The organism is Rhizobacter sp. Root1221, from assembly GCF_001425785.1.
GTDB lineage: Bacteria > Pseudomonadota > Gammaproteobacteria > Burkholderiales > Burkholderiaceae_C > Rhizobacter.
Map to the genome: position 1 here is coordinate 91,619 of NZ_LMDI01000075.1, position 19,632 is coordinate 111,250.

22 protein-coding genes are annotated in these 19,632 nt (G+C 67.8%); 12 read left to right on the forward strand and 10 right to left on the reverse strand.

Annotated elements, in window-relative coordinates:
- The first annotated feature begins 13 nt into the window (after window positions 1–13).
- From ASC87_RS28825 to ASC87_RS28850, 6 genes are read left to right on the forward strand one after another with little or no spacing between them, the layout of a single operon-like run.
- Complete coding sequence (locus ASC87_RS28825) at window positions 14–2,929, forward strand: monovalent cation/H+ antiporter subunit A (protein ID WP_056671343.1); 2,916 nt, start codon at window positions 14–16, stop codon at window positions 2,927–2,929.
- Window positions 2,929–3,273, forward strand: a complete 345-nt coding sequence (locus ASC87_RS28830) for a Na+/H+ antiporter subunit C (protein ID WP_056671344.1) — start codon at window positions 2,929–2,931, stop codon at window positions 3,271–3,273. Before ASC87_RS28825 ends, ASC87_RS28830 begins: the two co-directional genes overlap by 1 nt.
- Entirely contained in the window at window positions 3,270–4,970 is a 1,701-nt protein-coding gene (locus ASC87_RS28835) for a monovalent cation/H+ antiporter subunit D (protein ID WP_056671346.1), read from the forward strand. Before ASC87_RS28830 ends, ASC87_RS28835 begins: the two co-directional genes overlap by 4 nt.
- Window positions 4,967–5,455 (forward strand): Na+/H+ antiporter subunit E, encoded by a 489-nt coding sequence (locus ASC87_RS28840; protein WP_056671348.1) that lies wholly within the window; start codon window positions 4,967–4,969, stop codon window positions 5,453–5,455. The genes ASC87_RS28835 and ASC87_RS28840 overlap by 4 nt, the downstream gene beginning before the upstream one ends.
- The gene (locus ASC87_RS28845) at window positions 5,452–5,730 is read left to right on the forward strand and encodes a K+/H+ antiporter subunit F (protein WP_056671350.1); all 279 of its coding nucleotides are present in this window, start codon (window positions 5,452–5,454) and stop codon (window positions 5,728–5,730) included. The genes ASC87_RS28840 and ASC87_RS28845 overlap by 4 nt, the downstream gene beginning before the upstream one ends.
- On the forward strand, window positions 5,727–6,068 hold the full coding sequence (locus ASC87_RS28850) for a Na+/H+ antiporter subunit G (RefSeq protein WP_056671351.1): 342 nt from the start codon (window positions 5,727–5,729) through the stop codon (window positions 6,066–6,068). Before ASC87_RS28845 ends, ASC87_RS28850 begins: the two co-directional genes overlap by 4 nt.
- Window positions 6,069–6,178: 110 nt before the next feature.
- Here the strand turns inward: ASC87_RS28850 and ASC87_RS28855 are convergent, their stop codons facing one another.
- The 5 genes from ASC87_RS28855 to ASC87_RS28875 form a co-directional block, all read right to left on the reverse strand.
- Complete coding sequence (locus tag ASC87_RS28855) at window positions 6,179–6,508, reverse strand: hypothetical protein (RefSeq protein ID WP_056671353.1); 330 nt, start codon at window positions 6,506–6,508, stop codon at window positions 6,179–6,181.
- Window positions 6,509–6,761: 253 nt separating this feature from the next.
- Window positions 6,762–7,406: a hypothetical protein gene (locus ASC87_RS28860; protein WP_235582339.1), complete on the reverse strand. Its 645-nt coding sequence runs from the start codon at window positions 7,404–7,406 to the stop codon at window positions 6,762–6,764.
- Between the two features lie 43 nt (window positions 7,407–7,449).
- On the reverse strand, window positions 7,450–8,070 hold the full coding sequence (locus ASC87_RS28865) for a hypothetical protein (protein WP_056671357.1): 621 nt from the start codon (window positions 8,068–8,070) through the stop codon (window positions 7,450–7,452).
- 223 nt (window positions 8,071–8,293) lie between these two features.
- Window positions 8,294–8,905, reverse strand: coding sequence for a mechanosensitive ion channel family protein (locus ASC87_RS28870; protein ID WP_056671359.1), 612 nt, complete (start codon window positions 8,903–8,905; stop codon window positions 8,294–8,296).
- A gap of 62 nt (window positions 8,906–8,967) precedes the next feature.
- A complete protein-coding gene (locus ASC87_RS28875) occupies window positions 8,968–9,876 on the reverse strand; it encodes a LysR family transcriptional regulator (protein WP_056671360.1) in 909 nt (302 codons plus the stop codon).
- A 106-nt stretch (window positions 9,877–9,982) separates the two neighbouring features.
- On the opposite strand from ASC87_RS28875, the gene ASC87_RS28880 reads away from it, so the two are divergent.
- Genes ASC87_RS28880 through ASC87_RS28900 form a run of 5 tightly spaced genes read left to right on the forward strand, consistent with a single transcriptional unit; the run spans window position 9,983 to window position 14,042 of the window.
- Window positions 9,983–10,648, forward strand: coding sequence for an RraA family protein (locus tag ASC87_RS28880; RefSeq protein WP_056671362.1), 666 nt, complete (start codon window positions 9,983–9,985; stop codon window positions 10,646–10,648).
- The gene (locus ASC87_RS28885; RefSeq protein ID WP_056671364.1) at window positions 10,645–11,319 is read left to right on the forward strand and encodes an RraA family protein; all 675 of its coding nucleotides are present in this window, start codon (window positions 10,645–10,647) and stop codon (window positions 11,317–11,319) included. Before ASC87_RS28880 ends, ASC87_RS28885 begins: the two co-directional genes overlap by 4 nt.
- The gene (locus tag ASC87_RS28890; RefSeq protein ID WP_056671366.1) at window positions 11,316–11,948 is read left to right on the forward strand and encodes an RraA family protein; all 633 of its coding nucleotides are present in this window, start codon (window positions 11,316–11,318) and stop codon (window positions 11,946–11,948) included. The genes ASC87_RS28885 and ASC87_RS28890 overlap by 4 nt, the downstream gene beginning before the upstream one ends.
- Entirely contained in the window at window positions 11,945–13,162 is a 1,218-nt protein-coding gene (locus tag ASC87_RS28895; RefSeq protein ID WP_056671368.1) for a pyridoxal phosphate-dependent aminotransferase, read from the forward strand. Before ASC87_RS28890 ends, ASC87_RS28895 begins: the two co-directional genes overlap by 4 nt.
- Window positions 13,163–13,181: 19 nt before the next feature.
- Entirely contained in the window at window positions 13,182–14,042 is an 861-nt protein-coding gene (locus ASC87_RS28900) for an alpha/beta fold hydrolase (RefSeq protein ID WP_056671370.1), read from the forward strand.
- 1 nt (window position 14,043) lies between these two features.
- Here the strand turns inward: ASC87_RS28900 and ASC87_RS28905 are convergent, their stop codons facing one another.
- The 5 genes from ASC87_RS28905 to ASC87_RS28925 are packed head-to-tail and all read right to left on the reverse strand — an operon-like array spanning window position 14,044 to window position 18,582.
- On the reverse strand, window positions 14,044–15,015 hold the full coding sequence (locus tag ASC87_RS28905) for a tripartite tricarboxylate transporter substrate binding protein (RefSeq protein ID WP_056671371.1): 972 nt from the start codon (window positions 15,013–15,015) through the stop codon (window positions 14,044–14,046).
- Window positions 15,016–15,067: 52 nt separating this feature from the next.
- Complete coding sequence (locus ASC87_RS28910; RefSeq protein ID WP_056671373.1) at window positions 15,068–16,021, reverse strand: NAD(P)-dependent oxidoreductase; 954 nt, start codon at window positions 16,019–16,021, stop codon at window positions 15,068–15,070.
- The gene (locus tag ASC87_RS28915) at window positions 16,018–16,413 is read right to left on the reverse strand and encodes a VOC family protein (protein ID WP_056671375.1); all 396 of its coding nucleotides are present in this window, start codon (window positions 16,411–16,413) and stop codon (window positions 16,018–16,020) included. Before ASC87_RS28915 ends, ASC87_RS28910 begins: the two co-directional genes overlap by 4 nt.
- A complete protein-coding gene (locus ASC87_RS28920; RefSeq protein WP_056671377.1) occupies window positions 16,410–17,402 on the reverse strand; it encodes a hydroxymethylglutaryl-CoA lyase in 993 nt (330 codons plus the stop codon). The genes ASC87_RS28915 and ASC87_RS28920 overlap by 4 nt, the downstream gene beginning before the upstream one ends.
- A 22-nt stretch (window positions 17,403–17,424) precedes the next feature.
- Window positions 17,425–18,582, reverse strand: coding sequence for a CaiB/BaiF CoA-transferase family protein (locus ASC87_RS28925; protein ID WP_056671379.1), 1,158 nt, complete (start codon window positions 18,580–18,582; stop codon window positions 17,425–17,427).
- Between the two features lie 107 nt (window positions 18,583–18,689).
- Between ASC87_RS28925 and ASC87_RS28930 the strand changes: the two genes are divergently transcribed.
- Complete coding sequence (locus ASC87_RS28930; RefSeq protein WP_056671381.1) at window positions 18,690–19,625, forward strand: LysR substrate-binding domain-containing protein; 936 nt, start codon at window positions 18,690–18,692, stop codon at window positions 19,623–19,625.
- Window positions 19,626–19,632: the final 7 nt, after the last annotated feature.

Here is a 19,632-nt window from a genome sequence, read left to right on the forward strand (position 1 = left end):
AGACTAGACCGGGATGCCCCTTGCACTCCTGGTCCTCCTCCCCTTCCTCGGCAGCGTCGTTGCGGCGCTGCTGCCCACCAATGCCCGCAACCGCGAGTCCACGCTCGCCGGCCTGATCGCGCTGGCCGGGGTGGTGCAGGTGGCCCTGCTGTACCCGCAGGTAGCCGGCGGGCAGGTGATCCGCCAGCAAATCGCCTGGCTGCCATCGCTCGGCATCGACCTCGTGTTCCGCATGGACGGCTTCGCGTGGATGTTCGCCATGCTGGTGCTGGGCGTGGGTGCGCTGGTGGTGCTGTACGCCCGGTACTACATGTCCCCGGCCGACCCGGTGCCCCGCTTCTTCGCGTTTTTCCTCGCGTTCATGGGCGCCATGACGGGCGTGGTGCTGTCGGGCCACCTCGTGCAGCTGGTGCTGTTCTGGGAACTGACCAGCCTGTTCTCGTTCCTGCTGATCGGCTACTGGCACCACCGGTCGGACGCCCGCCGTGGGGCACGCATGGCCCTCGTCGTGACCGGCACCGGGGGGCTGTGCCTGCTGGTGGGGGTGCTGCTGATCGGCCGCATCGTGGGCTCGTACGACCTGGACGTGGTGCTGCGGTCCGGCGACCTGATCCGCAACCACGCGCTGTACCCGGCGACCCTCGCGCTCGTGCTGCTGGGCGCCCTCACCAAGAGCGCGCAGTTCCCGTTCCACTTCTGGCTGCCCCACGCCATGGCGGCGCCCACGCCGGTGTCGGCGTACCTGCACTCGGCCACGATGGTCAAGGCGGGTGTCTTCCTGCTGGCGCGGCTGTGGCCCGTGCTGTCGGGCACCGACCTCTGGTTCTGGGCCGTGGGCGGCGCCGGCGTCTGCACGCTGCTGCTGGGCGCCTACGCGGCCATGTTCCAGAACGACCTGAAGGGCCTGCTGGCGTACTCCACCATCAGCCACCTCGGGCTCATCACGCTGCTGCTGGGCCTCAACAGCGACCTCGCGGCCGTGGCGGCGGTGTTCCACATCATGAACCACGCCACGTTCAAGGCGTCGCTGTTCATGGCCGCGGGCATCATCGACCACGAGACCGGCACCCGCGACATCCGCCGGTTGAACGGCCTGTTCAAGGCCATGCCCATCACGGGCACGCTCGCGATGGTGGCCGCCGCCGCGATGGCCGGGGTGCCGCTGCTCAACGGATTCCTGTCGAAGGAGATGTTCTTCGCCGAAACCGTGTTCGTCTCGTCGGCCCCGTGGGTGGAGGCCGCGCTGCCGCTGGCCGCCACGCTCGCCGGCATCTTCAGCGTGGCCTATTCGCTGCGGTTCACGTACGACGTGTTCTTCGGACCGCTCTCCGACGACCTGCCCCGCGCCCCGCACGAGCCATCGCGCTGGATGCGCGTGCCGGTGGAGCTGCTGGTGCTCGCCTGCCTGGTGGTAGGCGTGGCCCCGGCGTTGTCGGTGGGCCCGGTGCTCGAGATGGCCGCGCGGCCGGTGGTGGGCGGCACGCTGCCGGTCTACAGCCTGGCCGTCTGGCACGGCTGGAACGCGCCCATGATGATGAGCCTGGTGGCGCTTGGCGGTGGCACGGTGTTCTACCTGCTGCTGCGCAAGCAGCTCAAGCTGGGGCGCTTCCCGGCCCCGCCGGTGATCTCGCGGTGGAGCGGCAAGCGGTTCTTCGAACGCGCGCTCGTGGCGCTCAGCTGGTTCGGCCGGCGCGGCCTGCGCACGTTCGGCACCACGCGCCTGCAGTCGCAGCTGTTCCGCATGCTGCTCGTGGCCGTCGTGTTCGCGGTGGCGCCGCTGTGGGGCCAGCATCTGGGCTGGGGAGACCGGCCGCGCATCCCGATGTCGCCGGTGTTCGCCGGCATCTGGGCCGTCGGCATCGCGTGTGCCATCGGGGCTGCGTGGCAGGCCAAGTACCACCGCCTCGCCGCACTCACGCTGATGGCGGGCGCCGGCCTGGCCACCTGCATCACCTTCGTGTGGTTCTCCGCACCCGACCTGGCCCTCACGCAGCTGACCGTCGAAGTGGTGACCACCGTGCTGATCCTGCTGGGCCTGCGCTGGCTGCCCAAGCGCATCGAACCCAACGCCCGCGAGCTGCGCACCGACGCCCATGCCCGGGCCCGGCGCGCACGCGATTTCGTGCTCGCGGCCATCGCCGGCCTCGGCATGGCCACGCTGTCGTACGCCATGCTGACCCGCGCCGCGCCGCAGAGCATCTCGCCGTTTTTCCTTTCGCGGGCCCTGCCGGAAGGGGGTGGCACCAACGTCGTCAACGTGATGCTGGTCGACTTCCGCGGGTTCGACACCATGGGCGAGATCGTTGTGCTGGCCGCGGTGGCGCTCACCGTGTATGCGCTGCTGCGCAGGTTCCGGCCGCCCGGTGAAAGCATCGGCCGGCCCGTCCAGCAGCGTGTCGTGCCACGCGACCTCGCCACCGACCTCGTCAAGCCGCGCAGCGCCGCCGACACCGCCCAGGGTTACCTGCTCGTGCCGGCCGTGCTGGCACGCCTGCTGCTGCCGCTGTCGTGGGTCATTGCCATGTACCTCTTCATGCGCGGCCACAACGAACCGGGCGGTGGCTTCGTGGCGGGCCTCGTGGTGGCCATCGCGTTCATCGTGCAGTACATCGTGGCCGGCACCCACTGGGTGGAGGCCCACATGAAGCTGCGGCCACCCCGCTGGATCGCCGTGGGCCTGCTGTTCGCACTCGGCACCGGGCTCGGCGCGGGCATTTTCGGTTTCCCGTTCCTCACCACCCACACCGCCCACCTGCACCTGCCGCTGCTGGGCGAGGTGCACGTGGCCAGCGCCCTGTTCTTCGACATCGGCGTGTTCGCCACCGTGGTGGGTTCCACGCTGCTGATCCTCACCGCCCTCGCCCACCAATCGGTGCGCAGCCACCGCAAGGACCGACCCGTGACCGCAACCGTGACCGGAGCCGCCTGATGGAAGAAATCATCGCCCTCGCGATCGGCGTGCTGGCCGCCTCGGGCGTCTGGCTGCTGCTGCGGCCCCGCACGTTCCAGGTCATCATGGGCCTGTCGCTGCTGTCATATGCGGTGAACCTGTTCATCTTCAGCATGGGCAGCCTGTCGATCGGCCACGAGCCCATCATCCGACCGGGCCTGCCGGCCGATCTGCAGCACTACACCGACCCGATGCCGCAGGCCCTCGTGCTCACGGCCATCGTGATCGGGTTCGCCATGACCGCCCTCTTCCTCGTGGTGCTGCTCGCCTCGCGCGGCTTCACCGGCACCGATCACGTCGATGGCGACGGAGGGCACGGATGACCGCGCCCGCGTTGCAGGCACTCGCCCCCGGCCTCTGGCCCCACCTGATCGTCGCCCCGCTGCTGCTGCCCATGCTGACTGCGGCCGCGATGCTGCTGCTCGGTGAAAAACGCCGCCGGATCAAGGGCTGGGTCAACATCGCCTCCACGTTCACCGGTCTCGTGATGGCCGTGATGCTGCTGCGCTGGGTGGACCGGCACGGCGTGCCCGGCGTGGTGGGCGTGTACCTGCCATCGAACTGGGACGTGCCCTACGGCATCGTGCTCGCGGCCGACCGCCTGAGCGCGCTGATGCTCGTGCTGGCCGGCATCGTGGCACTCGGTGCGCTGCTGTTCGCGGTGGCACGCTGGGACCGCGCCGGCGTGCACTTCCACCCGCTCTTCCAGATCCAGCTGATGGGCCTGTACGGGGCATTCCTGACCGCCGACCTGTTCAACCTCTTCGTGTTTTTCGAGGTGATGCTCGCCGCGTCGTACGGGCTGATGCTGCACGGTTCGGGCCGGCAGCGGGTCAGCGCCGGGCTGCACTACGTGGCCATCAACCTCGTCGCGTCATCGTTCTTCCTCATCGGCGCGGCCATGATCTACGGGGTCACCGGCACGCTGAACTTCGCCGACCTCGCGGTCAAGATCCCGCACATCCCCGCCGACGACCGCGGCCTGCTGCACGCAGGCGCGGCCATCCTCGCCACCGCGTTCCTCGCCAAGGCCGCCATGTGGCCCATGAACGCGTGGCTCGAGCCGGCCTACTCCGCCGCCAGTGCGCCGGTGGCCGGCCTCTTTGCCATCATGACCAAGGTGGGCGTGTATGCGGTGCTGCGGCTGTGGACACTGCTGTTCTCCGACCAGGCCGGTGCGTCGGCCCAGTTCGGCGGCCCGTGGCTCGTGGTGGGCGGGCTCGTCACCGTCGCGTTCGGCTCGCTGGGCATGCTGGGGGCGAAACGCCTGGCCCGGCTCGCGAGCTTCAGCGTGCTCATTTCCTCGGGCACGCTGCTCGCGGCCATCGGCTTCGGCCGCCCGGCCCTCACCGGCGGTGCGCTGTATTACCTCGCCAGTTCCACGCTGTCCGTGAGCGCCTTTTTCCTGCTCGCCGAACTCGTGGAACGCTCGCGTGTGGCCGCCGGCGACAAACCGGAGGGCGACACGGTGCCAGGCCGGCTCGACGACGGGGAGTCCAACTTCGACAGCCGCCTCGGTGCCAACCTCGACGAAGAGGAGGAACTGCTGATCGGCCGGGCCATCCCCGCCGCCATGGCCTTCCTGGGCCTGAGTTTCATCGCCTGCACGCTGCTGTTGAGCGGAATGCCGCCGCTGTCGGGTTTCATCGGCAAGCTGGCCATCCTCACCGCGGTGCTGGACCCGCTCGACGGCCCCACGGTGCCGCGCTCGGCCTGGGCGCTCGTGGCGTTGATGGTGGGCTCCGGGCTCGTGTCGATGATCGCGTTGTCGCGTGCCGGCATCCGCCACTTCTGGGCCCCGCAGGACCGTCCGGCACCGCGCCTGCGCGTGATCGAATGCCTGCCCATCGGGTTGCTCGTGCTCGCCTGCTGCGCGCTGGTGGTGAACGGTGACGCACTGGTCCGCTACGGCCGCGCCACGGCCGAATCGTTGCAACATCCCACGCCGTACATCGACGCGGTGACGACGGCCCGCCCGGCGCCGTCGCCCAGCCGCATGCCCGAGGGCATCGCACCATGAAACGGCTGCTCCCTGCCCCGCTGCTGTCGGTGTCGATCCTCGCGCTGTGGCTGGTGCTCAACGGCTCGCTGGGCCTCGGGCAGTGGCTGCTGGGCCTCGTGCTCGCGCTGGTGGTGCCCCTTGCCACCGCGTCGCTGCGGCCCACGCCCGCGCGCATCCGCAAGCCCTGGACGGTGGTGCGCCTGATCCTGCGCGTGGGCCGCGACGTGATCCAGTCGAACGTCGTGGTCGCCCGCGGCGTATTGCGCGCACACCGGCACCCGCCCCAGGGCACGTTCGTTCGCGTTCCCCTCGAGCTGCGCGACCCGCACGGCCTCGCCGCGCTGGCCGCCATCATGTGCGTGACCCCGGGCACCGTCTGGGCCGAGTTGTCGCTCGACCGCGGCGCGCTGCTGCTGCACGTGTTCAACCTGGACGATGAGGCCGCCTTCATCGCGCACCTCCAGACCCACTACGAGCGGCCCCTGATGGAGATCTTCGAATGAGCCCCCTGCTCTACTGGGCCATCACGGCCGCCCTCGTGTTCCTTGCGCTCGCGATGGCGCTGGCCACCGTGCGCCTCTTCCGCGGGCCCTCCGCGCAGGACCGCGTGCTGGCGCTCGATGCGCTGTACATCTGCGGCATGCTCGTGATGCTGGTGCTGGGCATCCGCTACGCCAGCAATGTGTTCTTCGAGGCCGCGCTGTTGATCGCGCTCTTCGGGTTCGTCGGCTCGGCGTCGATGGCCAAGTTCCTGCTGCGCGGCGAGGTGATCGAATGAGCGGCGCGGTGCCCCTCTGGGTCGAGGTCACCGTGGCCGTGCTGATCGTCACTGGCGCGCTGTTCACGCTCGTGGGCACATGGGGCCTGCTGCGCCTGCCCGACTTCTTCCTGCGCATGCACGCACCGGCCCTCGGGTCCACCATCGGCGCCTGGTGCGTGGCCGCCGCGTCGGTGCTGTACTTCTCGGTGCGCGACGGCCGCCTGGTGTTCCACCCGTGGCTGATCCCCGTGTTCCTGTCGATCACCGCGCCCATCACCACGTCGCTGCTGGCGCGCACCGGGGTGTTCCGGGCGCGCGAATCAGGTGACAAGACCGTGCCGCCGCCGCTCGGTTGATCGCCACCCTCGGCACTGTCCCCCATGCCCCAAGCAGCCGAAACGGTGACGCCTGTCCCCGCGCGGTCCCACGCGACAGCGGGGGCGGGCGCGGGGAACGAACAGCAGCGTCAGGTGACGATGTCGATCTGGTCGATGAACGCGACACGCTCACCGTCCTGGAACACCTCCACCGCGGTGTAGGGCACCTTGTCAGGCACCACCCGATCGAATCGCACCTGGATGCAAGTGATGACCTGGGGCCACATGCCTGGTTGCTGGACCAGGCTGAGATCGAGCATCAGCACGCCGGGATTGATGCCTTGCGGCTCCCGCATGGTGAGCTGCGGAACGACGCCCGGATTCGGCACCACGACGTCGCCGACAACATGAAAGTCGTCAGGCTTGGGCGGCATCGTGTTCAGCCACGCATGCCATTTCCTGCAATCTGATTTCGCCATGTTTCCTCCCACTCGAAGCTGTGAAGGTTCATCGACATCCCTGGCGTGGGACGTTGATGCCAGCCAAGGATAGGCAGCTCGTGGCGATGTGCATCGTCAACCTTGTGGAGGCCGTCGACACACAACGACAACTGTCTTCGACATCTTCCGGGTCAACGAGTGGCAAAGGACAACCGGACGCGATGCTCACCTGGATCGGCCCGCGGGTGCGCACAGGGTTGTATGAACGGTGGACCGTTGGACCATTGAAATCTCATGGCCTCATCGGCTCATAGATCCGGGGCGGATCAGTGATCTGGCCGTAGCCGCCAACCAGGCGAAGTTGGATGCCCGGCGCCACGGTGGTTCGCAGGGGCACGATGGCAAGCGCCGGAAATTGCTTCGTGATGACCGGGATGTCGCGTGCACCTTCGCTCTTCAGCGTCACGCTCATCGATCCAATCCCGAATGGCATCCAGCGGCCGGCAAAATGAAAGTTGCCGAGATAGATGGTCTTGCCGCTTTCAACGGTGAAGGGGATGCCAACCACCAGTTCGACGACGCCCCGGGTGGCACCGAACCCCGCGCCCCAACCGGTGATTTCGTAGTCTCCGGCAGGCAACTCGGTCACGAAGGGCTGACCACGCACACCCAACTCGGGCCCCTCGGAGGACAGCCATCCGCCGATGGTTTTGATCGCCCCATCAGTGACCTCGAAGCGGAACCTCTCGGCAGAGTCGACCTTCCTGACAAAGACGCGGTAGTAGTTCCCCTGGTGGGTGTAGGTCATGGAACCCGCAGCCAACCCGACCTGTTTGTCCGGCGGTGGGCGGTAATCCGCAGAAATCGTGGGGGAGGCGCATGCACCCAACAGCAGCAGGCACGCCAACATGAAAACACGGCGAAGAGATTGCATCATTGAAGTCTCGATCCCAGGTCCGGAAAACTCATCCACCCGCGGCTCAGAGCGCAGCCTTGACGGCAGCCCTGAATTCCGGTGTCGCCAGGCACTGGGCCGCCAGGTTGTTCAGGGTTCCCGGCAACGTGACGACGTAGTCGTCGATGCCGACGAACACCATCCCCTGGTGCTTGATTTGCGCCCTTCCCACGTAACGCTTGTGCCAGACCTCGTTGCCGCCATCGATGTTGAACACTTCGACATAGGCCACCAGCACCAGGTCCGTCCGGCTCTTGGTCCATCCGCGCCGAACCACCGTGTCGTCGAGAATGTCCAACCGCACCCGCAGTTCCAATGGCGACGCGGCCGACCGCGTGACCCCAGCCTTCAGCAAGGCTGCATCGAAAGCTTGCGCGACGTAGTCGGCCAACGGTTTGTCGAGGGCGTACACGCCCTCCATCTTGTGCCCGTGCCCATTCCGCTTGTTCAACAACACGCGTGGATCCTCGATCCGCTTGTTGGGCGCGAAGGCCTCCTTGCGCGCATCGGTCACCACCACGCCACGCAGCGACACGCCATTCAGCTGTTCTGCCACCTCGGGCACCACCTGGGCGTCGGGGCGGTAATCCAGCCGGGCATCGGTTCGCATCAATGTGCAACCGCTGAGGCACATCATCAGCACCAAGGAAAGCGTTGTCGTCTTCATCACCAGTCAATCGAAAGTAGTGTCTGCATGCGTTGGAAAGCCGGGATTCTGCCCTGAACGCACAGCACGGACCGCAGCGCGGCGGCCTGCTCCGTCCTCGGCAGTCTCGTGACACCATCCCTTCGGGCAGAGATGCTTCCATCTGGGCCGACGTCGACCTCACCAGCTACCGGATGTCCGTGTGATGCCCGGAGACTTCTCCCTAGGTTCTGACGCCCTGTGCCGACGTGATCGCTTCACTGGCGGCCCGGCCGTGCCAGCGCCGCACGGGACGTTGGAAGAACAGGCTGTTCGGGAGCTGGAGGCTCGTCCCGTTCTGGGCATCCCCGCTTTCGAGCAGCGTGGTGTAGACCAGGTTGATGTCCACGACCTGGCCTTTCACCCCGGGTTTGTCGCCGGTATCCAGCAGTTCCACCACATCACCGATCCGGAAGGACCGCGTGACGTAGATCAACAGGGCGCAGAACAGGTTCGACAGCACGCTCCATGCGGCAAAGAAGGCCACGGCCCCGACCGTCGCGAACCCCGTGAACGCGGTCCAGAGGATCGCGCCCGAGACGCCCAGCCGCCCCAGGGCCCACAGGACCGCGCCGCCATAGACCAGCACGCCCACCGTGCGCAGGAACAGCGTTGTGACCTTGACCGGGAGGCCATAGGTGCTGGTGAGCCGGCGGATGATGTGACGCGCGATGCGCATCACGAGCCAGGCGCCGATGCCGATGAGGGCCACCTCGATCAATGGCACCAGGATGTCCACCCACTCGGCTGCCCAGGTGGGCAGGCGTTCATACAGGGATTCGAGGAGCTTGTTCATGGAAGCCATTGTCCGATGCCGTGGGCGGCGCGTCTGCCCTCACCTTGGCAAGGGCCCCCGCGCTACGCCTTCCTGGTGGGCCGCGTGCCACGCAGGACTTCCAACGCCAGTGGCAGCGCGGGATTGGTGGACGCCGTGTGCCATGCCGCCGCGGTGGTGACCACGTCGACGGACTCGTGCAAGGGCCGCAGGACGACGTTCCCGGGCGCCAGGCGCTTCAATCCCGCGGGAACCAGGGCGATGCCCTGTCCGCAACTGACGAAAGCGACCTGGGTGGCAACGCTGCGAACCTCGTGGAGGATCCGTGGTGAGAAGCCCTGGGCCTGGCAGAGGGCCACGATGCTGTCGAAGTAGACCGGGCTGACACGACGCGCGAACATGACGAACGACTCTTCGGTCAGGTCCTTCAGCTTGACGCGCCGCCGCAGTGCCAGCCGGTGGGTCGCCGGCAGCGCCACGGTCAACTTGTCTTCTGCCATCGTCACCGTGGCAATCGAGCTGCCCAGTTCCCCTTGAAGCCGGGCGAACGCCAGGTCGACGTCCCCACCCTCCAGCGCAGGCAGCGCCTCGGCGCTGTCGATCTCCCGCACCGAGATCGTCAATTGCGGATGGCGGTCCCGCATGCGGTCCAGGAATGGCGGCAGCACCTCCAGCATGGCGGAAGAGATCGCGCCGATGGTCAGCAGCCCGGTCTGGCCTGCCGTGGCTTCGCGCACCGCCAGCTCCAGCTGTTCCATCTGCTGTGCGAACTTGCGCACTGCAGGAAGGATGGTCTGCCCGAAGGGAGTGAGTTGCGCGCCTCGCCGCGAGCGGACGAACAGCTTGGCCTTCAGCGCCTGCTCGAGGATCTGGATCTGTTCGGTCAAAGGCGGCTGGGACATGCCCAGCCGCTTTGCCGCACGGCCGAAGTGCTGTTCCTCGGCCACGGCAAGGAACAGCCACAGGTGGCGCAACAGGCGAAAGTTGATCATGGCGGTTCCATAGGTTTGGCATATCGAACGGTTCCTGGAATCGGAATTTACAGAATGATCGGCGAGTCCGACAGTGTCGTCACCAGCACCCCACGGACATCTCACGATGAAACCATCCAACCTAGACCGCCTGGAGCGCCTGGACACCACCACGGTGTCGGACGCCCTGGACTTCCTGGCCCTTCCCGGCGCCACCGTCGGCCTGCGCCCGCTCTGGCACTGCCCGAAGATCGTCGGGCGAGCCAGCACGGTCCAGCTCGGCCCCAAGGTCGGCGGCGCGCCGACCGTGCACCTGATCTCGCCGGTCATCGCGGCCATCGACACCGGCGAGCGCGTCCTCGTGATCTCCGGCGGCATCGACGGTGTCTCGTGCTGGGGAGACATCCTGGCCAATGCGGCCAGGTCCAAGCGTGTTCGCGGAACGGTGATCGATGGCTTCAGCCGGGACATCGAGGCCAACGAAGAGATCGCCTACCCGGTGTACGGCCGCGGCGCCACGATGGTCAGCGCCCGCAACCGCGTGGTGCAGTTGGCGTCGGGCACGCCCATCCTCGTCGCCGGCGTGACGGTGCGCGAGGACGACTATGTGATCGCCGACCGCTGCGGCACGGTCTTCGTCGCCGCCGATCGCATCGCCGAGGTGCTGGACCTGGCCGAGCGCATCGCGCGCCGGCAGGACGGCATGGTGCAGGCGGTGCGCTCGGGCCGATCGGTCGAGGACGTCATGCACGACAAGGAATTCGAGGCCATCAAGGCAGGAGCCACACCATGAACGCGCAGCATGAAACCGATCGGGCGCTGGTCGCCCTGTTCGAGGGCCTGGACACGCCGGGCGTCTCGGACGCCATGGACAAGCTCGGCATCCCGGGGCAGTGCCTCGGCATCGCGCCGCTGGACAACTACCGCGGCACGGTCGTCGGCCCGGCGTTCACGGTCAAGTACGTGAGCTGCGGCCAACCGGCCGGAACCGTGGGGGACTTCATCGACGAGGTGGCCGAGGGCGACGTCATCGTCATCGACAACGATGCGCGCACCGACTGCACCGTCTGGGGCGACATCATGACCCAGTACGCCGGCACCAGGAAGATCGCCGCGACCGTGATCGACGGCGTCTGCCGCGACGTGGCCAAGGCACTCGCTGACGGCTATCCGCTGTTCACGCGGGGGCGCTTCATGCGCACCGGCAAGGACCGCGTCGAGGTCGCGGCGGTCAATGAACCGGTGTCGGTGGGCACGGCGCGGGTCTGCGCCCGGGACATCGTGGTGGCGGATGCCAACGGCGTGGTGGTCGTGCCGCGCGCGCGTGCCCGCGACGTCGCCGAGGCGGCCCGCAAGATCGAAGTGATCGAGTCGGGCATCCGCGAGCAGATCGCGGCGGGCAAGACGCTGGGCGAAGCGCGCGCCGCGCTGAGCTACCACACGCTGCAAAGGAAAGGCACATGAGCACCCACCACAAGGATGTGGCGGCCCGGGCCCTGGCCCTCGGCACGTCCACGCTCTACGAGGCCTCGGGCCTGCGTTGTTCGGTCGATCCGCTGATCCGCGCCGCCTGGCCAGGCGCCGCCATCGCTGCGCCGGCGTATCCGGTGCAATGCTCGCCCGGCGACAACCTCGGCATCCACATCGCCATGGCGCGCGCGCCGCGTGGCAGCGTGCTCGTGGTGGGCACCGGTGACTTCGTCGCCGGGTACTGGGGCGAGGTGCTCACCGTGGCGGCCGAGGCCGCGGGTCTTGCAGGCCTCGTGATCGACGGCGGTGTGCGCGACGTGGCGGCGCTCGCGCGGCGCCGGTTCCCGGTGTTCACGCGGGGCGTCTCGGTGCGTGGCACCGTGAAGGCCAGCGCGCACTCCATCGGCCAGCCGATCCCCTTCACAGGCGTCACCGTCGCGGCCGGTGACCTGGTGGTGGCCGATGACGATGGTGTCATCGTCCTGCCCGCAGCCGACGTGGAGCGGACCCTGGCCGCCGGCGAAGCACGTGCCGCCAAGGAGGCCGAGATGATGAAGCGGCTCGCCGCAGGGGCCACGACCCTCGACCTGCTGGGCCTCTCGCAGTGGAGGGACGGCGAATGAACGGCGATCTGCAGCGCTTGAACGCCCACCTGGCCGCAGCCAAGCCTTCGGCCACCTACCGCATGATCGACCGGGTGGCCGAGCACCGGGCGGCCGGCGCGAAGGTGATCTCGCTGTCCGCCGGCGAACCCGACTTCGACACACCCACGCATGTGCGCGAAGCGGCGATCGCGGCAATCCAGGCCGGCCACACGCGCTACACCCAGGTGGCGGGCATGCGCGCGCTGCGCGAGGCGGTGGCGCAGAAGTACCGGCGCGAGAACGGCCTGGCGGTCTCCTGGCAGGACACGATCGTGTGCAGCGGCGGCAAGCAGGTGCTGTACAACGCGCTGGCCGCGACGCTGAACGAGGGCGACGAAGTCATCATCCCCGCGCCGTACTGGGTCAGCTACCCCGAGATGGTGCAGCTGACGGGTGCCACGCCGGTGATCGTGCACTGCGGCGAGACGGACGGCTTCAAGCTGACGCCCCGGGCACTGGCAGACGCCATCACGCCTCGCACGCGATGGCTGATCCTGAACTCACCGTCCAACCCGACCGGCGCGGTGTATTCCGCCGGCGAACTGCGGGCGCTGGCCGATGTGTTGCTCGACCACCCCCACGTGCTCGTGCTGTCGGACGACATCTACGAGCACCTGATCTTCGACGGCGCCGCGTTCCACACCATGGCGCAGGTCGAACCCCGGCTGGGCGAACGCACGCTGACGATGAACGGCGTGTCCAAGGCTTATGCGATGACCGGGTGGCGCATCGGCTTCGGGACCGGCCCGCGCTGGCTGCTCGATGCGATGGAGAAGCTGCAGAGCCAGCAGACCTCGGGCGCTTGTTCGATCTCGCAGCATGCTGCACTAGCGGCCTTGAACGGGCCGCAGCAGTTCGTGGGCGATACGCGCGCCGTCTTCGAGCGCCGGCGCGACGCGATGGTGCGCATGCTCAACGAGACCCCAGGACTGCGCTGCGCGCCGCCCGCGGGTGCGTTCTACGCATTCGCTTCGTGCGAAGGGCTGATGGGCCGCACCACGAGGGCGGGAACCCGGCTGAACACCGACGAGGATGTCGCACTGGCGCTCCTCGGCGAAGCCGGCGTGGCGGTTGTCCAGGGCAGTGCCTTCGGACTCGGGCCGTACATCCGGATTGCCTACGCCCTCGACGACCGATCGCTCGTGCAGGCCTGCGAGGCGATCCGGGACTTCTGCAGCGCCACGCGTCCTTGACCGCGCCCGGGATCTGTTCATGGCCAACGAATTCACACGATCCGCGATCGCACTCGACGTGCAGGGCGTGCCGGTCGACGTCGCGGCGATCCACCGCCCCGGACACCTCGAACCGATCGTGTTCCTGCACGGCTTCGGTTCGACGAAGGAGGACTATGCCGACATCGTCCGCCACGCGGACTTCGACGGGCACCCTTTCCTGGCGTACGACGCCCCGGGGTGCGGTGAGTCAGGCTGCGCTGACCTGTCGCAGGTGTCGATCCCGTTCCTCGTTGAAACAGCACTCACTGTCCTTGGTTCGATGGGCATCGAGCGCTTCCACCTGGTCGGTCATTCCATGGGCGGCCTCACCGCGTTGATGCTCGCCAACGCGCATCCGGACCGGGTGCTGAGCTTCGTGGACATCGAGGGCAATCTCGCGCCCGAGGACTGTTTCCTCAGCCGCCAGATCACCCTGTACCCCGAGGCGGACGCCGGGCGCTTCTTCGACGACTTCATCGAGCGCACGCGCCACGCGCCTGCCTATGCCAGTGCCTTGTACGCGGCCAGCCTGCGTCACAAGGTCCGCGCCGCGGCAGTGCGCGGCATCTTCGAGTCGATGGTGCAGCTCTCCGACCACGGCAACCTGATGGACCGCTTTCTGGGCCTGCCGTGCCGCAAGATGTTCATGTTCGGCGAGCAGAACGCGACCCTCTCCTACCTCAGGCATATCCAGACCCGCGGCGTGCAGCTGTCGGAGATCCCCCGTTGCGGGCACTTTCCGATGTACTCGAATCCGGCTGTGATGTGGACGGAAATCTCGCGCTTCCTGTCGGCCCGGCCGGTCGAGGGGACCCGATCGTCAGCTTGCCCGCCCGACGGGATTCCGCCGTCGGGGTGATTCAGTCAGCCTGGATCTTCGCCGCCTTGACCACCTGCGACCAGCGTGCAAGCTCGGCGGTGCTGTGGTCGGCCAGTTGCTGCGGGCTCATGAAGTCCGCCGAGGCGCCCAGCTCGGTCGCCTTCTGCTTGAATGCCGGCGTTGCCATCAACCTGGCGATCTCGGCCGACAGCTTGTCGATGACAGGCTTGGGTGTCTTGGCCGGCGCGAACACGGCAAACCAGGAGGTGGCGTCCAGCTTGGGCAGGCCGGCTTCGGCCGCGGTGGGCACGGTGGGCAGTGACGCCACACGCGCTGCCCCGGTCACCGCCAGGGCCCGCAACTTGCCCGATTGGATGAAGGGCATGAACGGCGGCGGCGTGCCGAACGTGAGGTCGACTTGGGCGCCCAGCAAGTCCTGCAGCGCGGGCCCGGTGCCCTTGTACGGAACGTGTGTCATGGCCACACCAGCCTGCTGCTCCAGCATCGCACCGGTCACGTGCTGCAGGGAGCCGTTTCCGGAAGAAGCGTAGGTCAGCTTGCCCGGGTTCGCCTTGGCGTAGGCAATCAGGTCAGCCAGCGTCTTCACAGGCAGGCCTTCGCGGACCACGATCACCTGCGGCGCGCTGAGGACGTTCGCCACGGCCTGGAAATCCTTGGCTTCCCATGGCGAGTTCTTGACCACATGGGGCGTGATGACGTGGTAACCCGAGTACTGCATCAGCAGCGTGTATCCGTCCGGCTCGGCGCGTTTGACCACGCTCGCGGCGATGCCACCGCTGGCGCCTGCGCGATTGTCAACGACCACCGTCTGCCCAAGCGCTTTCCCGAGCGGCTCGGCCAGCATCCGGGCGGCGATGTCGGTCGTTCCACCCGGGGCACTGGACACGATCAGCGTGATCGGCTTGTTCGGGTAGTCACCCTGTGCGATGGCGCCGCCGGTACAAGCGCCCAGGAGGGTCAGGAGAATCTGGCGGCGTTGGAAGTTCAGCATGATCAGGTTCTTTCGATGGGTTTCAAACGAGGGGCTCGTGGTGCCAGTTGCGTCAGGCGCCGGCGTGACGTTTCGCGAGGTGCTGCTCGACGATGCCTTCGACCTTCGATGCCAGGTTCGCCTGGGCAGACTCGCTGGCCCAGGCGACGTGCGGCGTCACCAGCAAGTTCGGAACGTCCCCGGCGAGCAGCGGGTGCGAGGACGGCGGAGGTTCTGTGTCCAGGACGTCGATGGCCGCGCCGCCCAGTTGTCCGCACCGCAGGGCCCGGATCAGTGCGTCCGCATCCACCAGGGCACCCCGACCCGTGTTGATCAGGGTCGCCGTCGGTTTCATCAAGGCCAGGCGGCGCGCGTCGATCAGGTGGTGGGTCTGCGGCGTCAACGGCACATGGAGCGTCACCGCGTCCGCCTCGCCGAGAAGGACGTCGAGCTCGCGTTCGTCGTCCGCGGCGGGCCGGCCGGGCGACCGGGCGTACAGCACGGTCATGCCCAGGCCGCGGGCAAGCCGGGCGGTGGCTTCGCCGATGCGGCCGCGGCCAACCACGCCGAGCACCGTGCCGCCCACGCTGCGGATGGCCGGCCCATGCCAGCAGAAGTGGGTCGACCTGGACCACCGGCCATCGGTGGCCGCCTGCGCGTAAGCCGCCAGCGAACGCCGCGCCATCAGCAGCGTGGCGATCACGTGCTCGGCCACCGAATCCGTGCCGTAGTCAGGCACGTTCCGCACGGCGATACCCAGCGCCTTCGCCGCCTCGAGGTCGACGTTGTCGGTGCCCGCCGCGGACACCACCACGAGCTTCAACCGCGGTGCCTCGCGAAGCTGTTGTCCGGTCAGCCGAATCTTGTTGGTGATGACAACATCTGCCCGGGCGATGCGCTCGGCCACCCGGTCCGCGGGCGTGGTGTCGTGCGGCTCGTAGACGACCTGCGCGGACGCCGCGAACGTCAGCGGCAGGGGAAGGCTGCCGGCATCGAGGAAAACAACGACCGTGGAGGGCGTGCTCATGGTGCCGGCTCCGAGATCTCGATGAGGTTCAGGTCGGGGTCCCGAACGTACACCGAGCGGATCTTCGACGTGGCCCCCGTTCGCATCACCGGCCCCTCGACGATGGGAACGCAGCGCGTGCGGAGCCGCTCGACCACCGCGTCCAACGGCACGGCCGCGATGAAGCAGAGGTCCAGGGCGCCCGGCACCGGCGTGTGCGCCTTCGGGTCGAACTCGCGGCCTTTGACGTGCAGGTTGATCTTCTGGTGGCCGAACCTGAAGGCCTTGCGCTCCACGGGCGGCGTTCCGCCCACGAAGGATTCGAGTTGCATGCCCAACACCTCGGTGTAGAAGCGCACGCAGGCGGCTTCGTGCGAGGTCGTGAGCACGAGGTGGTCCAGGTGGTCGATCATGTCGGGCTCCCTTGCGCCCTTTGTGCGTCACGCGCGAGCGCACGTTCGCGGATCGCGTCGAAACCGTCGGGCGGGGCGTGCCGCCTGAGCCGCTCCCCGGCGCGGGAAACCTGGGAGGGCACGTCATGGCCGATCAGCTCGGCCAATCGATGGGCCGCCTGCACGAGACCCGGGAGAGACAGGCCGGTGTCGTAGCCCATGCACGCCAGCATGTGCACCACGTCCTCCGTGGCCACATTGCCCGATGCCCCTGGGGCGTAGGGGCAGCCGCCGATGCCCCCCAGCGACATGTCGAACTGCCGGACGCCAGCCTCGACCGCCGCGACCGTGTTGACCAGGCCCATCGCCCGCGTGTTGTGGAAGTGGGCGGTGAAGGCCAGTGATGGCTGGCGCCGCAACGCCGTGTCGCAGACCTGTTGCACCTGCGTCGGGTAGGCCATGCCCGTCGTGTCGCACAGCGTGATGCCCTGGGCACCGGCCTCGGCGAACCGATCGATCCACCCGAGCACCCCGTCGAGCGGAACCTCGCCTTCCATGGGGCACCCGAAGACGCAGGACAGCGACACGTTGACGGGCACCCGCGAGGCTTTGGCGAGGGCCATCACGTCCAGCAGTTGCCGGAACGACTGCTCCCGCGTCATGCGCAGGTTGGCGAGGTTGTGGGTCTCGCTCGCCGACATGACGAGGTTGAACTCGCCGGTGTTGCATTCGAGGGCACGCTCCCCACCCCGCACGTTCGGCACGAGGGCCGTGTACACGACACCGGGGACACGCTCGATGCGGTGCATGACCGCCTCGGCGTCCCGCAAGGCGGGGATGGCCTGGGGCGACGTGAACGACGTGACCTCGATCTTCGCGTAGCCCAGGCGGCTCAATGCGTCCACCAGCGCCACTTTGTCATCGGTCTCGACGAATCGGCATTCCGCCTGCAACCCGTCGCGGGTTCCCACTTCGTTGATGGCGAGCCTGAGCCCGTTGCCTGTTTGCATGAGAGTTCCTTGTCAGATGGCATCAACCGCGCACGGGCCATCCCCGTGCGGAGACGACTTCGGCGTTGTGCTGGCCCAGGCGCGGCGCGGGGTGCGCGATCCGCCCCGGGGTGGCGCTCAACTTCGGGATGATCCCCGGCACCTTCAGCACCGATCCGTCCGACGTGGTGGTCTCGACGATCATCTCGCGGGCCTGGTACTGCGGGTCGTTGACGATGTCATCCACGGCATAGACCTTGCCAGCCGGGACGTTGGCCTGGTCGAGCACGCCGAGCACCTCATCGAGCGGCTTCGTCACCGTCCACGCCTCGATGGCGGCATCGATCTCCTCGACCCGGGCCACGCGGCCGTCGTTGCGGGCGAGCGCGGGATCGCGCTCGAGGTCCGGGCGGCCGATGGCGGCCATGAGCCGCTTGAAGATGCTGTCGCCGTTGCCCGCGATGAGCGCGTACTTGTCGTCCGCGCAGCGGTAGGCATTGGTGGGAGCGATGCCCGGCAGCGCACTGCCGGAGCGCTCCCGCACGGCGCCGAAAGCGTCGTACTCCGGCAGCAGGCTTTCCATCACGTTGAACACGCTTTCGTAGAGGGCCACGTCGATGACCTGGCCTTCCCCACCGCGAGCGTCGCGATGGTAGAGCGCCGTCAGTACGCCGATCACCCCGTGCAGCGCAGACAGCGTGTCGCCAATGGAGATGCCGCAGCGAACCGGCACCCTGCCCGGTTCTCCCGTCAGGTGGCGCAGCCCGCCCATGGCTTCGCCGAGCACGCCGAAACCAGGCTTGTGCCGGTAGGGGCCGGTCTGTCCGTACCCGGAGATGCGAAGCATGATCAGCCGCGGATTCAGCGCGTGCAGGGTGTCCCAGCCAAGCCCCCACTTCTCGAGCGTGCCGGGTTTGAAGTTCTCGATCAGGATGTCGGCCTCGCGGGCGAGATCGAGAACCACTGACTGTCCCTCGCTGCTGCGAAGGTCCAGCGCGACGGAGCGCTTGTTGCGCGACTGGACTTCCCACCACACCGACGTGCCGTCGCGCAGCATGCGCCACTTGCGCAGCGGGTCCCCCGCCTCCTGCGGCTCGATCTTGATGACGTCCGCGCCAAACTCGGCGAGCGTCTTGCCCGCAAAGGGGCCCGCGATGAGCTGGCCCAGTTCGATGACCTTGAGTCCCTTCAGTGCTTCCATGCCGGTTCCTCGTTGCATGGAGAGACTCTAGGCGGCGCTGGCCCAGTCTGGAATTGCCGAGTGGACAACGCCCCTTCGCGTTTTGAGAAGTCCGTAGAATTCCCCGGATGGACAGGCTGATCAATCCGGCGCGAGTCGACTTCGTCACGCTGCGGCTGTTTTGCGCGGTCGCGCAATCCGGCAGCATCACGAAAGGCGCGCAGGCCTGCAGCCTCGCGCTGTCGGCTGCGAGCCGGCGCCTGGCCGACTTCGAGAGCGCATCGGGCACACGGCTGCTAGAGCGGTCCGCGCAAGGTGTGTCGCTGACACCGGCCGGTCATGTGGCGTTGCAGCACGCCGTGCGCCTGTTCCAGGGCTTCGAGCAGCTCAGCAGCGAACTCGGCGACTACTCACGCGGCGTCCGCGGCCACGTCCGCCTGTGGGCCAACATGTCCTCGTTGACCGCGTACTTGCCCGCCTGCCTGAGCGCCTTCATGGAAGAGCAGCCTGACATCCGGGTGGAGGTTGAAGAGCAGCTCAGCGGAGACATCACGCGCGCGCTCGTGGAGGGCCTGGCAGACATCGGCATCTTCGCGGACAACACCCCGACGCACGGGCTCTCGGTGGAGCCATTCCGGGAAGACCTGCTCGTGGTGCTCTGCTCGCGCAAGCATGCATTGGCTCGACGCAAGCGGGTGTTCTTCGCCGAGTGCCTCGATCACGAGTTCGTCGGGCTCAACCGCGGCAGCTCGCTCCTGGAGTTGACCTCGCGGGCGGCGCAGCTTGCTGCCAAGGCCATGAAGCTCCGCGTTCAAGTGCGAAGTTTCGACGCCATGTGCCAGATGATCGAAGCCAACCTGGGCATCGGCGTGTTGCCTGCCGGTGTTCTCAAGCGCCCCTTGCCGAAATCGCTCGCCGTGATCGAACTCAACGAACCTTGGGCGCGCCGACACCTCCTTCTCGGCACGTCGACGGGCCGTGAGCACTCTGCGGCCGCCTCATTGCTCAGGACGCGCCTGCTCGAGTCGGCCCGGGAGACATCATTGCCTGCCCGGCCGATCTGAGCCCTGC